Consider the following 19,381-nt stretch of genomic DNA (forward strand, 5'->3'; position numbering starts at 1 on the left):
ATGCTTTTCATTTATGACGCTGCTGTGCACCTGCTGCCAATGCGTAAATTTCTGCGCTCTCAGCCAAAAAAATTTTGCTAAAAAAGTTTTTTCAAAAAAATCACGCTCATGTGAGCTTGTTCGCAAGGTGAGCCCATATTCGATATAAATCTGTAAATTGGTTTTTATTGGCGGGCTGAATTTAATGAAAATTTTCCCAATCTCCTTGTTTTTCCAAGCATGAGAAGCCATTCTAACTCTGACCCCTCCTTGACGTGTCTTGCAGCCTGCGATACCGTTTCAATATCTGCGTGTTTGCCCCCCGTAGGGATCGGCGGGGCCGGAGGATCCCGTCGCCTGACGTGGCGGGTTTTTGGGGTAATGTCTGAATGCAAAAGGACAAGCACATGAGGAACGGCACATCACTGCTTCTGCTGGCGGCTATCGCCCTGGCTGGCGCGGCGTGTCTCACGGCGCTGGGAGCTGGTTCGGTCAAGGCCGCAGCCCTGGAGCCAACAGACAGCGGCGCGCCATCGGCTATAGTCATGTTTCCGGTCGGCGAAAAGCCCAATCCCAAGGGCGCGGCCATGAAACCCGTGGTTTTCAATCATCTTAATCACGAGAAGAAGATTGACAACTGCGAGACCTGTCACCACACGGGCGACCCGGTCTCCTGTAGCACCTGTCACACCGTGGAAGGCAAGGCCGAGGGCAATTTCATTACCCTTGAACGGGCCATGCACGCCACCAACATCGCCAAACGCGCCAAGGGCAACACGCCTGTGAGCTGCGTGAGCTGTCATGAACAGCAGACTAAAGAAAGGCGCGAATGCGCTGGCTGCCACGCCATCGTCACGCCCAAGCGCGACCAGGCATGGTGCGCCACCTGCCATAATGTTACGCCTTCTATGACGCCGGAACAAATGCAGAAAGGCATTAAAGGCACCCTGCTCCCCGGCGACAACGAAGCTTTGGCCACCGAAACCGTGTTGGCCCAGAAGCCCGTTGAGCCTGTTTCTCCCATGCTGGGCCCCCTCAAGGTGATCATTGATTCTCTGGCCGACAAGTACGAGGGAAGCAACTTTACCCACCGCCGGCACCTTACCTCCCTTATGGAAGGAATCAAGGACGACAAGCTGGCGCAGGCTTTCCACAATCAGCCTGAACTTCTGTGTGCTACCTGCCATCACAGAAGCCCGCTTTCCCTTACGCCTCCCAAGTGCGGCAGCTGCCACGCCAAGGAGATCGACAAGGCCAATCCCGGCCGTCCTAACCTTATGGCCGCCTACCATCTGCAGTGCATGGGTTGCCACAAGGGTATGAATGTCGCGCGTCCCAGAGATACCGACTGCACCACCTGCCATAAGGCCGCTCCCAAGAGCGCCGACTAGCATGGAGAAGAATATGAAACGCAGAACATTTCTGACCATTATGGGAAGCGCAGGCGTGGTCTCGGCCCTTGGCACGGCCAAGGTCGCCCAGGCTGGCCCTCACACCTTTCCATATTATGCTGACAGCTACGGGGTGCTGCACGACACAACCCGTTGCATCGGCTGCCGCAAGTGTGAAGAAGCCTGCAACAAGGTCAACCACCTGCCCAAACCCAAAAAGCCCTTCAGCGACCTTACGGTATGCGATACCCACCGTCGCACCGGCGAATACGAATGGACCGTGGTGAACAAGTACAAGGTCAATGGCAAAGACGTATTCCGCAAGTTGCAGTGCTTCCACTGCAACGATCCGGCCTGCGCCTCGGCCTGCTTTGCCAAATGCTTCACCAAGCATCCCAACGGCGCAGTGCATTACGAAGGCTCACAGTGCGTGGGCTGCCGCTATTGCATGGTAGCCTGCCCCTTCTATGTGCCCGGCTTCCAGTACGACGAAGCCTTTGATCCCCTGGTGCAGAAGTGCACCTTCTGTGAGCCCCTGCTCATGGAAGGCAAACTGCCCGGCTGCGTGCAGGCCTGTCCCAAAGACGCCCTCACCTTTGGCCGCCGCAGCGACCTCCTTCGCCTGGCTCGCGCCCGCATGGCCGACAACCCCGGCAAGTACGTCAACTACGTCTACGGTGAAACCGACGCCGGTGGCACCGCATGGATGGTTCTGAGCCCCGCTGCGGGTCAGCTTGCGGCCAGCCTTACGCCGGACGACGCCCCCCTTGCTGGCGACGAAATGAAGCAGCTCGGCCTTAATACCCACCTGGGCCACAGCCCCATGGGTGAACTGACCTACGGTGCGCTTGGCGCGGTGCCAATGATCGTAGCCTTCTGGCCCGTGCTCTTCGGTGGCGCTTATGCCATCAGCAAGCGCCGTGAAGCTATGTACAAGGCGGAAAAGGACGAGAAGGTCAAGGAAGCCCGTGAAGACGTGGCCGCCGCCGTTGACGCAGCCGTGCGCAAGATTGAGGAAACCCAGGGGCCTGGCGCCGCTGACACGGCCCGTCGCGCTATGACCGAAGCCCTCAAGGCCAGGGAAACGGAATGCAAGTGTCACGGGGAGGATAAGTAAATGTCGCACCACAGCATAGTCATTCCCACTAAGGACAAGCTGTTCAACCTTGGCGAGTTCTTCAGACCTACGCCGGGCAATATTCTTACCGCCGTCATTCTGACGGTAGGCCTGATCATTACCATTATCCGTTTCACAATGGGTATCGGCTCGGTCACCAACCTGAGCAACACCCAGCCCTGGGGCCTGTGGATCGGCTTTGACCTGCTTTGCGGCGTCGCTCTGGCGGCTGGTGGCTACTTTACCACCGTGGCCTGCTACGTCATGGGCATGAAACAGTTTCACTCGGCAGTACGCCCGGCCATTACCACAGCCTTTCTTGGCTACGGTTTCGTGGTTGTGGCCCTTCTGTATGACCTGGGCCATCCGCTGCGTCTGCCCTTCATGTTCTTCTTCCCCGGCACCACTTCGGTTCTGTTTGAAGTGGGCCTGTGCGTCGCCACCTACGTTACGGTGCTCCTCATCGAGTTCTCCGTGGCGCCTCTGGAATGGCTGTCGTCGAAGTACCCCGTCCTTATCAAATGGCGCAAGCTCGTGGTGCACGCCACCATCGTGCTCACCATCTTCGGCGTGACGCTGTCCACCCTGCACCAGTCTTCGTTGGGCGCGCTGTACCTCATAGCGCCCGAAAAGCTGCACCCCCTGTGGTACTCGCCCTTCATGCCCATGTTCTTCTTCGTCAGCTCTATGGCTGCCGGGTCTTCCATGGTCATTTTTGAAGGCATGTTTGCCCACAAGGGGCTGCACCACTACATGGATGAAACCCACTTGCGTGAAGCTGACGGCGTTGTTTTCAGCTTTGCCCGCGCGGCTTCCTTCATCCTGTTCGCCTACTTCATGCTCAAGCTTATCGACATGCTGGTGCAGGCAAACCTGCCCTACGTGTTCTCCGGCTACGGCGCGTGGTGGCTGGTGGAAATGCTGGGCTTCGTGCTGCTGCCCGCCCTGCTCTATGCCAAGGGCGCGCGTGACCGCAACCTGACGCTGTGCCGTATCGCTTCGGCCAACACTGTGTTGGGCATCGTCATGAACCGCTTCAACGTGTCCATGATTGCCTTCAACTACAATCTGCCCTCGGCTGAACGTTACTTCCCCAGCATTTGGGAATTCTGCATTTCCATCTTTGTGGTAACTATGATTGTGACGGCATACCGCTTCATCATCTACCACATGCCTGTGTTGTACGAACACCCCGACTTCAAGGATGAGCACTAGCCAATCCGCAGAAGGAGAATATTATGGAATTCCATACTTTTTACGACTATTTCCTCTATTCGAAGAACTGGGCTTACGCCATGATGTTCGTGGTGCTGCCGGCCTATGTGATATACTGGAACTTCGTGCTGTTTCCCCGCAAAAAGGGTCGCAACGGCGACTCCAAGGGGCATTAAAGGCCACAGGGCCTGAGACAGCCTGAAATCGCAGGGGGCGACGCCGTTGAGCGCCGCCCCCTGTTTGTTTGACAATGCTCTTGTTTACGGGCACCTTTACGCGCCTCTTCATGCTCACTTTGACCGCGCAGCATCTGGCCAGATGCAATATCCGGCCAAAACCATATGGCCAGCCCATATGGTCAAGGTCATTGGGTCACGGCGATCTGCCAAGGCCATATGGCAAGACGATCAAGCCAGCTGCGGCACAAGATACTCCTATGGTGATAATGCGCTGTTTTCTCGTTAAAAGAGATGACTGCAAATCAGCATCATATATGGTATCAAACGAAATATAGCGCTGAGCACCTTTGCAATGTAAAGCATCGCAAAGTTATCATACTGCCAAAAATGTAATTTTCGGCAGCATTTTCGCCACGTTGGGCCAACTGTACTCTTGCGCAGCGTTAGAGCAGCTAACCTTTTTTCGAGGTTGAGCGCTCTAGTGCAAACGGTTGCCGAGCGCATTGCGCCTTGTACGGGCTTGCGCTATACTTGGGGGAGTTGAAGTGGCTTCGGCGCGTTTGCCATAACGCATTTATGCAGCCATGAGCGGAGGCTTGACGTGCGACGATTTTATCAGGAAAGCTGGCAAGGCATACCATTTACATCCTTTTCGCATATCTCCTTCTTTCATCTGGCGGAGCCAAAGTTCTACGCTGTTTTTTACGAAGAACTCTTCCGTCGCTATAAGAATTGGGACGATCTGCCTTCTGTCTGGCGCGAAAACAAGCGCAAGGACGCCCGCTGGCTCATTGGCCAGCTGCGAGACCAGCTTGCCAGAGAAACCGCGCCTCGCACCGAGCCCGTGCGTGTGCTTTCCATTGGCAGCGGCGTCGGCTATATGGAAAAAATACTGCTGGAAGAGCTGCCAGATCTGGAGCTGCATGTCAACGAACCCAGCACTGTCGGCATGAAATGGCTGCGCCAGCATATTCCCAGCGAGCGTATCTATATCGGCCTGCCTCCGGCCTGTCTGCCGCCCGATGTTCACTACGACATGATCTATCTGTCCACAGTGGACTACGGCATTCCCACGCGCGAGTTCACCCATCTGTTGCAGGAATTGCGGGCCCAGCTTGCCCCCGGCGGCGAGATCATCCTGCTGTCTGCCTCCTTGCTGGAAGAAGACTCCTTTATTGGCAGCTTTGTTAACGCCATCAAAATCTTCATTCGCGGGGCATTGCACTATCTGGGCATCAGGCGTCAGCAGTTTTGGGGCTGGCGGCGCACACGCGACGAATACCGCCAGATATTCAAGCAGGCGGGGCTGGCTGAAGTTAAGGACGGCTGGTTACAGGACGGCTTTGAAACGTACTGGATTCGCGGGCGCTAGCTGTAATGGTTGGGCTTGTAGCTTATGCAGGCCAACTAGCTGAGAATTGAATTTTTTTCAAAACTGGATTGCCCGAGAAAGGTGGAATCGCAGCGGAATACTCCCGTACTGCCGCCCCCTCATACTTCTTATTTGGGCGTATGAGCGACACTGTCTCCAGAACTGAAAATCAGGATTTATTAATAAAGAAGGCCGTGCGATAATCGCGCGGCCTTCTTCGTCATAGATGTTTACTGCACTCAACTGAGCTGTTTCAAAATGAAATCGCACTAAATTTTAATCTACTCTGCCCGCCCCCAGCTACATTATACGCCACATGCCTCACTGCCGTAGCGCCCGTGCCAGACAATCTGACGGTACAGGTCCGGCGAAGTATCGCCTTCGGTGCTGAAAAGCAGCACACGCGACGATGCGTTCAGCCCCAGAGCCTGCCGCACTTCAAGCATGCCTGGATTTTTCATCACATATTCCAGAGCGCCCAGCGGAGCAGCCCCAGATTCGCCGCTGCACACGGGCGTGTCGCCCGGCAAGGGAGCGGCCAGAATGCGCATGCCGTTGGCAGACACCGGATCTGCGCAGGAAAGCGCCCCTGCAGCCCTGTCGCGTAAAATAGGCCAACACAAACTACTGGGTTCGCCGCAGGCAAGCCCGGCCATAATCGTCTGCATATGCCCGGTCACGGCATGGGGATGGCCGTCTGCCGCCTCGAATGAGCGGTAAAAGCAATCTGCCGCGTGCGGTTCCACAACAACGGCTTCCGGCGCTTCGTCACCAAGCACGGAGGCAAAGTAGCCAAGCACGGCTGCGGCAAAGGAACCAACCCCGGCCTGAAGCAAAATATGGGTTGGGGGTTTGGCTCCGCTGCTCCGCCACTGCTCATCCGCCTCCAGCGCAAGGGTGGTATAACCCTGCATGATCCAGAGCGGCACCTCTTCATAGCCGTCCCAGGCGGTGTCCTGAATCAGCACGCCGCCCGATGTTGCGGCATGCTGCATGGCAAGACGCACGGTATCGTCGTAGTTGAGCTCGGTGATGGTGCACTGCGCCCCGGTCTTGCGGATATTTTCCGCCCGGATTGGCGCTGATCCCTTGGGCATGAAAACAGCGGCTTTCATGTGCAGTTGCTGGGCGGTCCAGGCGACGCCGCGCCCGTGATTGCCGTCCGTTGCCGTCACAAGAGTAACATCGCCAAGTTTCTCACGCACGCCGGCTGAACACAGCAGATCGGGCGTCACTTCGTTCATGGGCAGTTCCAGCCGTTGCGCCAAATAGCGCGCCACGGCATAGGAACCGCCCAGAACCTTGAAAGCGTTGAGGCCGAACCGCCAGGATTCGTCCTTCACCTGAATTTCTGCCACGCCCAGATTGTCAGCCAGAGCCTTCAGCCGCACCAGCGGCGTTGCAGCATACTGCGCAAAACCCTGATGGAAGGACCGGGCCACACGCGCCTCTTCAGGTCCGAACAGGCTGACATCTACAGCCTGCCCTGCGCGGGCGCGGCGGCTGTTAGGGCAATAACTGACAGTCTTCATGTCTGGTCTCCCGTGGCAGGCACGTCGCCAAAGCCAACTCAGTTGGGGTTGGCTGCGCGCGCAAATTCGTTATAGGCTTGGCGGCTGCCCTCTGCAGCACTATTGAGCTCTTCACGCACCGGGTTGTAAAAACCTTCGGCCAGCCCCTGGGCAAGCGCGTCTTTAAATGCCGTGCCCTGTTTGAGGAATTCACGGTAAACGCGCTCAACGTCAGGAGAAGCGGGGAAGGGAGGCCGCCCTGCGTCTTTCAGGCTGGCGTCAAGTTTGGCCACCACCTGCTCCAGCGCTTCACGGTCGGGCTTTTGCGTTACAAGCAGCCCGGCTGTTCTTGAGAACAGACCAAAAATCTTTCTGGCTTCCAGAATCTGCCTTTTGAGGGGATGCCCATAGAGCAGCACCTCTTCAACTGAAGAGGCCCGGGCTTCAATCATCCCCATATATCCGTCACGCGCGGCCATGAACTGTTCATGGCTTTTCGCGATACTGTTCGTCAGGGCTTCGCCCTTGACGCCGTCGTCACGGATGCTCTGATCATTAACGTAGCGCTCAAGAGCGCGATAGTCGGCCCGCATGCTGTCGATACTCTGGTTCATATCGGTCACCCACTGGGCCAGAGCGCGCGACTCGTCTTCAGTGAACATTCCCTTCGGGGCGGCAAGGCGGGCAGACACGGCCTTGCCGTCGCCGCCAGCCGGGCGCGGAGCCAACAGCCATTCATGAAGGTAGTAGCGCACATTGCCCATCATTACGTCAGCCTGGGCAAAATAGGGATCGGCAAAGGTTGTGGCCACCACGTTATAGTAGGCAACCACAGCGTCTGCTGCAGCAAGCTGCTCTTGCGTGGGCGGCGGCCCCTGCTCTTTTGGCAAGTTGCCAGTGTCTGCGGCGGCTTCTGCGGATGCAGGCTGGGCCTGTTCCGTTTTTGCTGAAGAGGCGGAAGCTTCTTCCTTTTTGTCTGATTCGCAGGCGGCGAGACTCAGAACCCCAAGGCACACGAGCAGGATGTATATTTTTTTCATGTTTTCTACTGTGAACGTCCCGCGCGTACACGCAGGCGCTCATTTTGTTGTGATTGTTTTGTGAATTAAAGCAGAGCAACGTTGCGGAAATATGATACCGAAGACACAGCCCCTGAAACCCGCATCAGGCCAGAATGCCCCCGCAAAAGACTAAAAAACAATGCGGTTCAGGGAATGGGGGCGTGGGGAGGGCTTTTTATAAAAAACCCTCCCCAAAAAACACTTCAAAATTAAAAGCTCTAACTCGCCACGCGGGCTTTTATCCAGTCGTTCAGGCCGGTCAGATCCGCGCCCCAGGGGTAGGCCGATTCCGACGCGGGCTTTATGTCTGGGCCAACGCCGTAAAAGAGCGTTCCCACTTCTTCCGCAGCATCATGATCCGTAGGCGCGTCACCCACCATAAGCACGTCCTGCGGCGTCAGGGGCAACGGGGCCACTATCTGGCCCAGCAGCTTGGCCTTGGCCGGGGGCGAACCGTGAATGGAGACAAAATAGTGGTCCAGTTTGCGTTCCTGCAATACCGCCAGCACTTCTTCGTGGGGCGCACCGGAGCAGACATAGAGAGGCAACTTGCCCTTCCAGGTGTCCAGAACTTCCTGAATGCCAGGTATAAGCGGGCAGCGGCGCACTTCGTCCAGGGCGTATTCCGAAAACAAGCGGCCAAGCTTTTCAGATTCTTCTTCCGAAATTTCGCGCCCAAGCACTTCATTGTAGAACCACTGGAACTTCTTGTAACGGCTTACCCCGCCATGCAGGCTGTGGTACATCACAAAGCGGTCCTGGGCTTCCTGGCCGTAGGGCGCGGCAATACGGGCAAAGGCCCGTGTTTTCACGGGCACGCTGTCCAAAATGACGCCGTCGCAGTCAAAAACAATGCATTGCAATGCCATAATTATCCTTTTTGCGCCGGGATTGCCGATCCGCAAACGGTTGCGCCGTCACTGCCCCGCATGCCGATAACCTTGGCGGGCACGCCGCCAACAATGGCAAAGGGGGCCACGTTACGGGTGACCACGGCTCCAGCGCCAACCACAGCCCCGCGCCCGATGCGCACGTCGGGCGTGATGACGCAGTTGGCCCCGATCCACACATCTTCTTCAATGATGATTTCACCGGGCACATGCCCCTGATGCATCATGGGCACATCCTGACGGGCGATGCAGTGATTGGCCGCCCGTATGACCGTACCCGGCCCCACTGCTGTATGCGCGCCGATTTCAATGCGCCCGGCATCGGCCCCTACATGCACATAGGGCGAAAGAGCCACACTGTCGTGCAGCACCAGCGTGCCGTCTGTGGCCGTAATGAAACAGCCGCGCCCCAGGCGCACATTATTGCCTATGGTCATGCCCTTGCATCCCGCAAGGCTCAGTCCCGTGCCAAAACGCGCCGAACCGCAGCGGGCGAACATCCAGCGCCAGCCAGCCAGACGCAAGGCCAGCCCCACAGGCGTGGGAATCCAGCCCAGCAGCGCTATCCACAACTCTTCCAGCGCAGCGCCCACACGGCGTCGCCACCCCGGCGCGCCGTGTGCAGCAGCTTTTCCGTCGTCAGACGAGGTCTGGCCTGCCCCCTGCCGTGAAGCGGTCTGGTTAACAGAAGCGGCGGAAGGAGGCGTGCCCGGCCCGGAGGCCGATGCCGTTTCCCCTTCCTGGCCCATGCCCGGTTTTCCGAACTCGGCCATTTACTTGCTGTATTCCTTCATGAGGTCGTCGCCTTCCATAAGGCGCGTCACGCGAGCCAGATCTTCAGGGGTGTCTACGCTCCAGCTGCGGCAGTCGGTGGGAACCATACGGACTTTTTCACCGTATTCGAGAATACGCATCATATCCACGGATTCATAGATTTCCAGTGGGCTTTCTTCCATTTCATTGAAGCGCAGCAAGTAGTCGCGGCGGAAAGGAATGATGCAAACCTGCTTGCGCATGGGCACCTTGTCCGATCCTTTTTTGCGCGAAGGAATGGCTTCACGCGAGAAATAGAGGGCGTCGTTAAAGCGGTCGACCACCACTTTCACTTCATTGGGGTCTTCAAATTCCTCAAGGGTGTCCATGTCGGCCATGAGGTTGGTGACGTTGATGCTGGGATCAGCCAGCATGGGGGCCACGGCGGCGTCGATCATTTCGGGGCGCACCATAGGTTCGTCGCCCTGCACCATCACCACGATGTCGGCCTTTTTGCCCGTGGCGGCCTCAATCTTGAGCAGGGCTTCCGCCGTACGCGTAGAGCAACGCACATGGTGGTCGCCGGTCATGACGCTGTTCAGCCCCGCGCTGGTGCAGTAATTTTCGATGATTTCATCGCAGGTGGCCACATAGGTGGCGGAAAGGGTTTTGCTCATGGCCGTACGAAAGGCCACATGCCCGACCATGGGCACATTGTGGATGAGGGCCAGAGGCTTGCCAGGATAACGGCTGGACCCCATACGCGCGGGAATGATGGCGATAATGTTCATGCAACGGCTCCTTGTGTCCGTATAAATTTTGAAATCTATGAACAATTTCCGTAATGCATCGCTCTGGCTGGCGTCTTGCGCCGCCGCTGCGGATTACCGGTAATGTCTGTTCTCTGCCAGCATATAGACTGTAGGCGGTGGCGGCAGCGCCGGGGCGTCATGCCCAGGCGCAGTCAGCTCGCGCAGCCACCTGAGTTTTTCAAAATTGAAATGCTCTAGTCGTCGGTAGCCACAAGATACCCGCCCTCGGACGCCAGTTCCGGGTGGATTTCCTTGTGCTCTTCTTCCATAACGCGCAGGATGCCCTGCCCCAGGTCCACGGTCAGCGGCGGCACAAGCTTGCGCCCCACTTTTGGCATAAAGGCGTAAGGGGTCACCTGATAGTGGCCGCTGTTGGGGTCGTTCTGGTAATTGATAACCAGTTCCTTGCCCAGCATTTCGCCGATCATCTTGAAGAGATCGCTGACCCGCATGGGCTGGTTGCCGGAGATGATGATGTTCTGGTTTTCAAACTCGGGTGCCAGCACAGCCAGCGTTGCGGCGCTGGCATCGTCCACATGCACATATTCGCGCAGGGCCGTGGGCGCGCCATAGTATGTGATGCCGCCCGTGGAAAGCGCTTCGTAAACAAAGCGGTTGATGGCATTGCGCCTGTCTGACCGGGGGCCGTAAAGCGAACCATAGCGCAGGATGGTGTACGGCAGGTTGTGCATGGCCTGGTAATTTTCAATGTACAACTCGCAAGCCTGCTTGCTGCAACGGTAGAAACCGCCGGATTTGCCGTAGACATACAAGGAACTGGCGAAAACGTAACGCTTCACGCCAGCCTTGCGGCAGGCTTCAAGAATCATGACGTTGCCGAGCACGTTGATGCGCGCGGTGTCAACGGGGCGGTTATTGGCCTCGCCAATATCGGCGATGCCCGCGTAGTTGAAGACCATATCCGCGCCATCAATGGCTTTGCGCACTGTTTCTTCTTCCAGAATATTGCCAGTGAGCATGGTCTGGTCAGGACGCAGCCAAGGCGAGGGGTGCAGATCCACGATGGTGACGTTGTGCCCGGCCTCGGAAAGTTTGTCGCAAATATGCGAGCCCAAAAAGCCGGAACCGCCAAAAACTGTTATTTTCACAATTATTCTCCCTGGAGAATTTTATTGATCAACTATTCGCCGATACGCCCACAATTATGCGCGGCGTCACTGGTGCGCTGACCGCGTCAGACGCCGCAAGGGGCCTGTGACGCGGAACAGCCGCAGCTCTATTTGGGACGTTCTGACGCGCCCCAAAGAAAAACAGAATCAATGCCATAGGCAATAAAGCGGCTGCCTGCCGCAATCTGCCGCGTCAGCTCAGCGGGGTCAGGCTGCACAATATGCAGGCCCATGCGGGCCTTGTGGCGCTGGCAAGCCGCGTTTATGCGTTCCATTGCAGCCTTGAAATCCGGGTGGTCAAACTGCCCGGTGAGTCCCATAGAACCGGAAAGATCGTACGGTCCCACCATGATGGCGTCCAGACGCGGGTGCGTCAGTATGGCGTCCAGATTTTCCACGGCACGTATGTGCTCTATCTGGGCTACCAAAAATATTTCAGGCGCGCGCCGGGTGCGGTAGTTGTCAAAATCCTTGCCGAACGCATTGGCGCGGCAAAAGCCCACGCCCCTGTATTCCTGCGCGGTTTCACCCTTGCCCCGCCAAGTGTCCTGACCGGGGTACACCGACCAGTCAATAGCGCGGTCAAGCTGCTCGCGGCTCTCGATCATCGGAAAAATAAGCCCCTGAGCGCCAGCTTCCAGAGCGGATTTGATCTGGGTTTTACTGGCCTCGGGCAATCTGGCAAAGGGGGCGGCTCCACCGCATTCGATGGCGCGAAAGATGTCCGGCAGGCCAGTGCGCCCGAAGGAGCCATGCTCCATATCCACGGCAACCCAGTCATAGCCGGCACGGGCCATAAGTTCTGCCACATCCGCGGAGGGCAATTGCAGCCATGTGCCTACCGTGGCTTTATCCGCCGCCAAAAGCGCGCGTATGTCATGTACGGTCATATCAAGCGGCATGCCGCCGCAGGGTTGAGGTTTATGCTCAAGAATTCAGTATACGCCCAGCGGCGGCAGCGTGCAATACGGCGCGGGGCAGGTACCCCCACAGATCAGGTATTTGCATGAATGCCATGAAGATGTATGTTTGCAAGGTGGATTAAGGCCTTTTGCCCATCCAAGCCCTTCCCCCAGGAGGATACATGGCAACCAAAACCACAATATATACGGAAATAGTGCCCTTGGGCGACGCGCTCGACAAACTGCTCAAGGCGTTGGATGCAGCACGCGCGGCCAGTGGTCAGGACAATTTGCCCCAACCAGTTTCCTGCCTCACGGCAGAAGCTGATGGCCGCGTACTGAGCGCATTTGTAGCAGCCGCGCGCCCCTATCCCCCCTTTCCCCTGGCTGCCGCCAACGGCTACGCCCTGAAAGCCTCAGATACATACGCTGCAACCAGTGCTGCCCCCGCCCTACTGCACGAGGGCAAGACCTGCTTCGCCGTCGCCTCAGGCGACGCCCTGCCCCCCTCTTGTGACGCCGTGGCCCTGTCTGTTCATGCTGCCGTGGACGGCAAAGGCGGCGTCAGCATTACGGCCCCCATGCTGCCCTGGCTGCATGTGCGGCGCGCAGGGGCCGACATGGCGGAAGGCGAAACACTATTCGGCCGCAACCATATTCTGCGGCCGGGTGACATCGGCGCACTACTGGCCGCCGGGGTAGACAGTGTGCAGGTATGGGGCAACCCGCAGATATTCCTGGCAACGGCAGGCGGCAGCTTTATGAGCCCGCCGGACCAGACCAGGGACGTTGCCACGGCAACATCAGACCGCCTGATTGACGGAATTACCGCGGCTCTTGCCGCCAGGGCACAGGGCTTGGGCTGCATTGCCCACCCATCAGCCCCTCTGGAAGCAGATGCGCAAGCCGTACGCAATTTTTTTCAAACCTCCATCAAAGGCGGCGCCCACGCTCTTGTTTTGTGCGTGACCGATGCGGCCACATTGGGCGTTGTGCGTACCCTGCTGGAAGCGGAGGGACAGATTGTGGCCCCCAATGTGGGCATGCTGCCCGGCGCGCCTACAATGATCGCCGTTTACGAAGGCAGGCCCGTGTTCTGCCTCCCTGCCAGCCCCGCTGGCACGTTTACAGCGTTTGCTGCTCTTGTGGTTCCCGCCCTATTGCTGATGTCTCGCCGTCCAGCACATTATTTTTCCGGCATTTTGCCGGGTTCAATGGATGAATTCGGCGACCTGACAGTGGAACTGGCTGCCAGCCTGCCTGCGCATCCGGGCCTTGATGTTTTCTCGCCTTTAGCCTTGAGCCGTGTGGCGGAAAAAACAGTGGCCCTGCCCCTGCGCTTGGGCGAAGGCTATAAAACTGCTGTTCGCGTTCAGGGCCTTGCTCACGTTACCGCCAACGGCAAGGGCGCGCCCCTTGGCAGTACGGTTCGCGCCCGCCCCCTCTGCCCGGTAGACAGCCTGTACAGCACGCTTTTCTGCGCTGGCGGCAACGACATGGTGCTGGACCTTATGGCTGATGAGCTGCTGCGTCTGCCCCATGCCGTGCAATTGGTTACAGCAGGTGCAGACGCCGCCGACGCCTTGACCGCCCTGAAGAACAATCATTGTCATATGGCCGTGCTGCATATGGCCGACGACGACAAGGGCGAGTTCAACTTTGCTTTTGTGCAAGAGCATTTGCCCAGAGTTAAGGTCGCTCTTGTAAATTTGGTGGTCCGTCAGGTGGGCTTGGTGGTTCCGGCTGGTAATCCGCAAAAAATCAAAAGTATTACCGACATCAAGGACAAGAAACTGCGTTGCGTTAATCGTCAGGCAGGATCGAGCACGCGCCTGCAGTTTGATGCCCTGGTGCGCCATGCCGGGCTGACCCCGCAGGATATTTCTGGCTACGAAGTGGAAGTGGAAAGCCAGTTGGCAGTGGCGGCCGCAGTGCTTACGGGCAAGGCTGACTGCGGACCGGGAGTGGCAGCTGCCGCCAAGGCAATGGGGCTGGATTTCGTACCGCTGGGCGGCGAACGCTGGGACCTTGTTATTCCTGAAGCCTTTCTTGCCGACCCGCGTGTGTTGAGCGTTCAAAACCTGCTGCAACAGGCAGAATTCAAAAAACGCATCACCGCCCTTGGAGGCTATGAAATAAATTTGACAGGACAAAAACTTGAGCTTGGCGTTCGTCTAGGAGCATGATAATAAAAAAGCCCCGCCGTCGGCAAACGGAGGGGCTGGGTATGGAGCGGACTGCGGCAGATCAGTCCGACCCTGGAGGAGAAGGGCAATTTCACGGCATGGGGCGCAACGAGTTGGTGTAGATTCTCGCCACACGTTGGCGTGAACTCCTGACTGGCGCCACCGAGAGCAGAAGACCCAGCGAAGGCGTCTGCTCGACGAAGTTGCAAAACTCTTCCACATCTGACTCCTGGACTCCCAAGTCCAGGAGTTTTTGATTTATGCCCAGGCTGAAAAGCCAGTCTTCTACGGCTTTGGCAGCTGCTGCGGCTTCATCCGGCTCGCCTTTCAGGCCGGGAGCCAGGGGCGCAAGCACATGGGCCAGCACATCGGGCCGGGCAGCATAACATTCGCCAATGACGGCGGGTAGCAGTATTGCCAGCGCCAGGCCGTGCGGCACATCCCTGAAGCGGCTCAGTGGCTGCTCAAGCGCATGCGCCATGTGCAAAAGACTGTTGTCAAAAGCCACCCCGGCCTGAAGCGCCGCCATGCACAATCCGTAGCGGGCCTTGAGATTTTCCGGTTCGGCGAGCACTATGGGCAACCATGTGTGCACCAAACGCACAGTCTCGCTCGCCAGAGTTACAACCAGAGGGTTAGCCATCGTCGTTGTGGATGCCTCCACCACTCTGCACAATGCGTCTATGGACACATAACGGCTTTGCTCTGCCGAAAGCCCGGTCATGAGAGCCGGATCGTCAATGGCATAGCGGGGATAGCTGCAGTCATGTCCAACAATGGACCTGTGATTGCGCCCGGCTACGGTAACCACGGCAAACCGGTTGACTTCACTGCCCGTGCCGTGAGTGAGGTTGACGGCAACTAATGGAAGGGCCTTTTGGGGCGTGAAGCGAAAGCAAAAAAGATCTTCGGCGCTTTTGCCTGGGTTGGCCAACAGGATGGCCGCTCCTTTTCCACAGTCCAGGGGGCTTCCGCCGCCTATGGCCAGCACTGCGCCCGCATTAACTGCCCTGCCGAGCGCGGCGGCATCATTAACAATATCCGTTGTCGGATTGGGTGTGACCCTGTTATACAAGGCCAACACAATACCCTGTTTTTGCGCTGCGGCTTCGGCCTTGTCCCACGCGCCCGAAGCGCGGTAGGCGTGCCCACCGCAAACGCAGAGCACCGACGAAATGCCTTCATTTTTCAAATTTCCCAGGATGTAGCCAATCCTGTCTATTGCGCCAACGCCGACATAAGCCGTTGTTTTAACGCGAATTTCACGAACCGTGTCATAGTTATAACAGTTGTCCCACACGGCTGCCTCCCGCGCTTACGCTGGGCGTACTATTGCTCTGCAATAAATTAGAATGAATACAGGCCTAGGTCAAGGACCTGCGCAATTTTTCACATAAATTTAAAAAAATATTTATTCTTGATAAAAATAGCCGCCCACAGTATTTATAGTGTTTGTGAATTTTTAGTCAAAATAAAAGTGCACCTAAACTCCTGACTTTATTGATTAGCACCTTCCTCATCGGCCCTCCGGCTAACAAAAATCTCCTCAGCTAAACTGGTTTTTCCTAAGAATTGCCTTTATTGCACCCGGCACCCGAGAACAAATGAAGTACTCATCCCAAGTTTGAAGAACAACCCTGCGCACTGGATCAGAAAAAAACCAAAAAACACGCAATCTTCCCCAGACACAAAAACAACAGGGAAGCCGCTTGTGGCGGCACTATCTGGGGACACGGGCATCCTTTCAACGATATATCATAATCCAGTCAATTCATGCACTACTACGGCAACGTGACTGATCTTGAGATATTTTCCACATGCGCCATCCGGTCATATCCTCAGTTTCGCGCAGCGCAGTTTATGGGGCCTGTGTCCTGCTCGAATCATGTTCTGCCAGAACTACATCTCGGCACAATATCATTTTTAAAATACTGAACTGCGCACACCAGCCAGCGGCGGAGTCAGCGACAGCCGTAAGATGCGAAAAAGCCCGAAGCGTAAAGCTCCGGGCTCCATTTGTTGTTGTACTTGGCCGTATCGAGCACTCCAGAGCGCCCAATGGCATAGAAACTACTTCGGCACAGCCAGGATAACCTGCGAAGCCTTCACTATGGCTGTTATTTTTTTGCCGGTGGCCAGAGCAAGCTTGTCGACGCTGCCCATAGTTACAATGGAGGTAATACCCTTGCCGCCGGGCAGATCAACCTGCACCTCTGCATTGACGGCCCCGGGGGTAACCTTGCTGATGATTCCCGCAAACTGGTTGCGGGTGGACAACAGATAGTTTTCGGCATCATTCATCAGCAGCACAAAGCTGGCCTTGATCAAGGCAATGGCTTCCACACCGGGCTTGAGGCCCAACTTCTTGGTGCTGACCTGCGTAATGGAAGCAACAATGGTAAGTCCGCCTTCGACGGCCAATTCCACTTCATCATTGACGGCACCAGAATGCACCGCCACAACCTTGCCCTTGAAAACATTTCTCGCGCTTGTTTGCATATGAACATCCTTTATGCCGGGCAAAACCCTGGCTGCTAAACGCGAAATTTCTTTTTCGCATGTCGTAATTGTACACCACCGGAGAGAGCAGCGCCACACAGACACGCTGAGAGCGTGAAACAGTAATAATCAATGCTATTACAGATTGTTAAAAGTACACGCACTGAAGGGCTTACCAAGCGAACGCCATATAAAATACCAGCGGGCTGATCTCGCAATCGGCCCGCTGGCTAAAAAACACAAGAAAGACAACCTGTAGCGTGAAATCTTTGAATATATACACCTAAGGGCAAGATGCGCCTGTTGCGGCGTTGATCCGCCCCCAAAATTCATTTGTATTAGCAGCTGGATGAGTCAACGGGTATAAAAAAAAGCTGCTGTCACCCAAGCTTTCTTTGCGGCAATCCGTTAGCGAGCCTTGCGAATGGCGGCAACGCTTGCGTGAAACTGGCCGGAACGCTGCCAAAATTGCCAACCGTGCGCTGACGTTATGCCACAGCAGCAAAGCATGTGTAAGCCTTGCGGCGCAACGCTTGAGCACCCGTAGGCGCTATGTGCAATTATCAAGACCGCGTCAGGCCTTCACTCCAGACGTCTCGCGCATGTCTTCAAAGTAACCCACCTTAAAGCGGTTCCAGGGAAGTACTGATTAAAGAGCCACCTGGAAACGCGTAGTTATTTCGTTTGGCAAGGCGCGATCTGTTTTTGAAGCAGGAGTGGACTCTTCCGTCCTCGACTGTTTCAAAAAAAGTGAAGCAACGCAGCCAAACGGAATAAATCAGCGTTTCCCTAGATGTCTTCCGTCACCCAGTCCACAACTTCAGCCATCCGCTTGAGGGTATAGCGCTGTTGGGGGCTTTTAAGGGCAAGGTCGTCCAGCGAGCCATCAAGCCTATAGATGCGCCAGTCGCCTTCGGGAAGAGAGCCGCGCGCCACGGCATAGCCCACGGCTGCCCGTGCAGCGCCTGGCGAGCAGAAAAGTTCGAATTCCTGCGCGGCAGGGTCCAGAACCACTTCTGATCCGCTGGCTATGTCCACAATATAGTTGCCGGGAGCGAACACATAGACATAGGGGCACGGTTCAGCAGGCGGAGCCTGATCCGCTTCAGCCACAGGCGCTGTCTTGACGCAGGCCAGCAGGGGCAGGGCCAATAACGCTACCAGCAAAAGACGTATTTGCATTGTCTTCCTCAATATGGTGGGTTCGATGAACCCGACAGAGCCTTTACGGCCCGTTATCTGCGCGGTCCTGCGCCCATTGTCTGCGGTTCCGGCATCAGCGCCGGGAAGCTGCCATGGCCTGAAGCCTGCGAATGCGCTCTTCCAAAGGCGGATGCGTGCTGAAAAGATTGGCCATGCTGCTGTGAGCAAACATAGGCGACACGATGAACATCTGCTCGGTGCTGGGATTGCCTTCACGCATGGGAATACGCCCGCTGGCGGCTCCAAGTTTGGCAAGAGCGCCTGCCAGCGCAAGAGGCTGGCCGCAAAGCTCTGCCCCGGTATCGTCAGCAAGATACTCCCGCGAGCGCGAAATGGCCATCTGCACAAGACCTGCGGCCATAGGGGCCAGCAAAGCCATTGCCAGAGCCGCAATGGGGTTCACGCCGCCGCCCTCGCCGTCACGGTTGCCGCCACCGAATATGGCCGTGAACTGAAAAATGTTGGCCATGGTCACAATGGCCGAAGCCATAACCCCGGCGATAGTCTGAATAAGAATATCGCGGTTTACAATATGTCCTATTTCGTGGGCTACTACGCCGCGCAGTTCTTCGGGCGACAACAGGCGCATGAGGCCTTCAGTCACCGCCACCACGGCATTTTCAGGGTTACGCCCGGTTGCAAAAGCATTGGGGGCTTCTTCGGGCACCACACAGACGCGGGGCTTGGGAATGCCTGCGTTGTAGGCCAGTTCATCAACAATTTTATGTAGATATGGAGCTTCTTCCGGGGCTAGTTCACGAGCCCGGTACATAGAAAGCACAATTTTGTCCGAGTACCAGTAGCTGCCCACATTCATGAGCAGGGCCATGCCGAAGGCTATGATAATGCCTGTGCGCCCGCCAAGCAGGCCGCCAAGCACTATAATGATGCCCGAAAGCAAACCCAGAAGAAGAACGGTCTTGATCTGGCTGGTCATGCTTACTCCTCAATATGCAAAGATTGCGCGCCGTACTTTCAGACGCCACCATATAGTATAAGCATCGGGCACTCGCTGGCAAGACGGGCTTGCCAGAAGGACTGCCCCGGCCAGCTTTTTCAGTGTATCTTGCCCCCTGCCCGTTTTGACAGCTTTGGCCTTTTGGACAGGGCGGCGTGAAAACAGTTCTGTTTCCGGGGCTGCACGCAGGACTTGCAATGTATCGAGCTGGGGCAAAGGCGGT

The 19,381-nt window shown here is 56.6% G+C and carries 17 protein-coding genes; 6 read left to right on the forward strand and 11 right to left on the reverse strand.

Annotated features, from left to right (window positions below; genetic code table 11):
* The first annotated feature begins 386 nt into the window (after nt 1-386).
* The 5 genes from HNQ38_RS06970 (at nt 387) to HNQ38_RS06990 (ending at nt 5,253) form a co-directional block, all read left to right on the forward strand.
* Nucleotides 387-1,370 (forward strand): nine-heme cytochrome c, encoded by a 984-nt coding sequence (locus HNQ38_RS06970; RefSeq protein ID WP_183718835.1) that lies wholly within the window; start codon nt 387-389, stop codon nt 1,368-1,370.
* A 13-nt stretch (nt 1,371-1,383) separates the two neighbouring features.
* On the forward strand, nt 1,384-2,487 hold the full coding sequence (locus tag HNQ38_RS06975) for a 4Fe-4S dicluster domain-containing protein (protein WP_183718837.1): 1,104 nt from the start codon (nt 1,384-1,386) through the stop codon (nt 2,485-2,487).
* Nucleotides 2,488-3,702 carry a sulfate respiration complex protein HmcC gene (gene hmcC / locus HNQ38_RS06980; RefSeq protein ID WP_246388040.1) on the forward strand — a complete coding sequence of 405 codons (1,215 nt, stop codon included), beginning with the start codon at nt 2,488-2,490 and terminating at the stop codon, nt 3,700-3,702. It begins immediately after the preceding gene.
* Nucleotides 3,703-3,725: 23 nt separating this feature from the next.
* Nucleotides 3,726-3,878: a sulfate respiration complex protein HmcD gene (hmcD, locus tag HNQ38_RS06985; RefSeq protein ID WP_183718839.1), complete on the forward strand. Its 153-nt coding sequence runs from the start codon at nt 3,726-3,728 to the stop codon at nt 3,876-3,878.
* Nucleotides 3,879-4,482: 604 nt separating this feature from the next.
* Nucleotides 4,483-5,253, forward strand: a complete 771-nt coding sequence (locus HNQ38_RS06990) for a methyltransferase domain-containing protein (protein WP_183718841.1) — start codon at nt 4,483-4,485, stop codon at nt 5,251-5,253.
* A gap of 305 nt (nt 5,254-5,558) precedes the next feature.
* Here HNQ38_RS06990 and dpaL read toward each other — a convergent pair whose 3' ends face one another.
* From dpaL to HNQ38_RS07025, 7 genes are all read right to left on the reverse strand, one after another.
* Nucleotides 5,559-6,785 carry a diaminopropionate ammonia-lyase gene (gene dpaL, locus HNQ38_RS06995; protein WP_183718843.1) on the reverse strand — a complete coding sequence of 409 codons (1,227 nt, stop codon included), beginning with the start codon at nt 6,783-6,785 and terminating at the stop codon, nt 5,559-5,561.
* A 38-nt stretch (nt 6,786-6,823) separates the two neighbouring features.
* Nucleotides 6,824-7,804, reverse strand: a complete 981-nt coding sequence (locus HNQ38_RS07000; RefSeq protein ID WP_183718845.1) for a hypothetical protein — start codon at nt 7,802-7,804, stop codon at nt 6,824-6,826.
* A 239-nt stretch (nt 7,805-8,043) separates the two neighbouring features.
* Nucleotides 8,044-8,694 (reverse strand): HAD family hydrolase, encoded by a 651-nt coding sequence (locus HNQ38_RS07005; protein ID WP_183718847.1) that lies wholly within the window; start codon nt 8,692-8,694, stop codon nt 8,044-8,046.
* A 2-nt stretch (nt 8,695-8,696) separates the two neighbouring features.
* Entirely contained in the window at nt 8,697-9,488 is a 792-nt protein-coding gene (locus tag HNQ38_RS07010) for an acyltransferase (protein ID WP_183718849.1), read from the reverse strand.
* Nucleotides 9,489-10,259 carry a 3-deoxy-manno-octulosonate cytidylyltransferase gene (locus HNQ38_RS07015; protein ID WP_183718851.1) on the reverse strand — a complete coding sequence of 257 codons (771 nt, stop codon included), beginning with the start codon at nt 10,257-10,259 and terminating at the stop codon, nt 9,489-9,491.
* A gap of 215 nt (nt 10,260-10,474) precedes the next feature.
* On the reverse strand, nt 10,475-11,389 hold the full coding sequence (locus HNQ38_RS07020; protein ID WP_183718853.1) for an NAD-dependent epimerase/dehydratase family protein: 915 nt from the start codon (nt 11,387-11,389) through the stop codon (nt 10,475-10,477).
* 128 nt (nt 11,390-11,517) lie between these two features.
* Entirely contained in the window at nt 11,518-12,312 is a 795-nt protein-coding gene (locus HNQ38_RS07025; RefSeq protein WP_425485986.1) for an HpcH/HpaI aldolase family protein, read from the reverse strand.
* Nucleotides 12,313-12,494: 182 nt separating this feature from the next.
* Between HNQ38_RS07025 and HNQ38_RS07030 the strand changes: the two genes are divergently transcribed.
* Complete coding sequence (locus HNQ38_RS07030) at nt 12,495-14,498, forward strand: substrate-binding domain-containing protein (protein ID WP_183718855.1); 2,004 nt, start codon at nt 12,495-12,497, stop codon at nt 14,496-14,498.
* A 91-nt stretch (nt 14,499-14,589) separates the two neighbouring features.
* Here HNQ38_RS07030 and HNQ38_RS07035 read toward each other — a convergent pair whose 3' ends face one another.
* From HNQ38_RS07035 to HNQ38_RS07050, 4 genes are all read right to left on the reverse strand, one after another.
* Entirely contained in the window at nt 14,590-15,798 is a 1,209-nt protein-coding gene (locus HNQ38_RS07035; RefSeq protein ID WP_183718857.1) for an iron-containing alcohol dehydrogenase, read from the reverse strand.
* Between the two features lie 770 nt (nt 15,799-16,568).
* Nucleotides 16,569-16,997, reverse strand: a complete 429-nt coding sequence (locus tag HNQ38_RS07040; protein WP_183718859.1) for a TOBE domain-containing protein — start codon at nt 16,995-16,997, stop codon at nt 16,569-16,571.
* A 789-nt stretch (nt 16,998-17,786) separates the two neighbouring features.
* Nucleotides 17,787-18,179, reverse strand: coding sequence for a DVU_2496 family lipoprotein (locus tag HNQ38_RS07045; RefSeq protein WP_183718861.1), 393 nt, complete (start codon nt 18,177-18,179; stop codon nt 17,787-17,789).
* Nucleotides 18,180-18,273: 94 nt separating this feature from the next.
* Nucleotides 18,274-19,137, reverse strand: a complete 864-nt coding sequence (locus tag HNQ38_RS07050) for a M48 family metalloprotease (RefSeq protein WP_183718863.1) — start codon at nt 19,135-19,137, stop codon at nt 18,274-18,276.
* Nucleotides 19,138-19,381: the final 244 nt, after the last annotated feature.

The sequence above is a fragment of the Desulfovibrio intestinalis genome, assembly GCF_014202345.1.
Lineage (GTDB): Bacteria > Desulfobacterota > Desulfovibrionia > Desulfovibrionales > Desulfovibrionaceae > Desulfovibrio > Desulfovibrio intestinalis.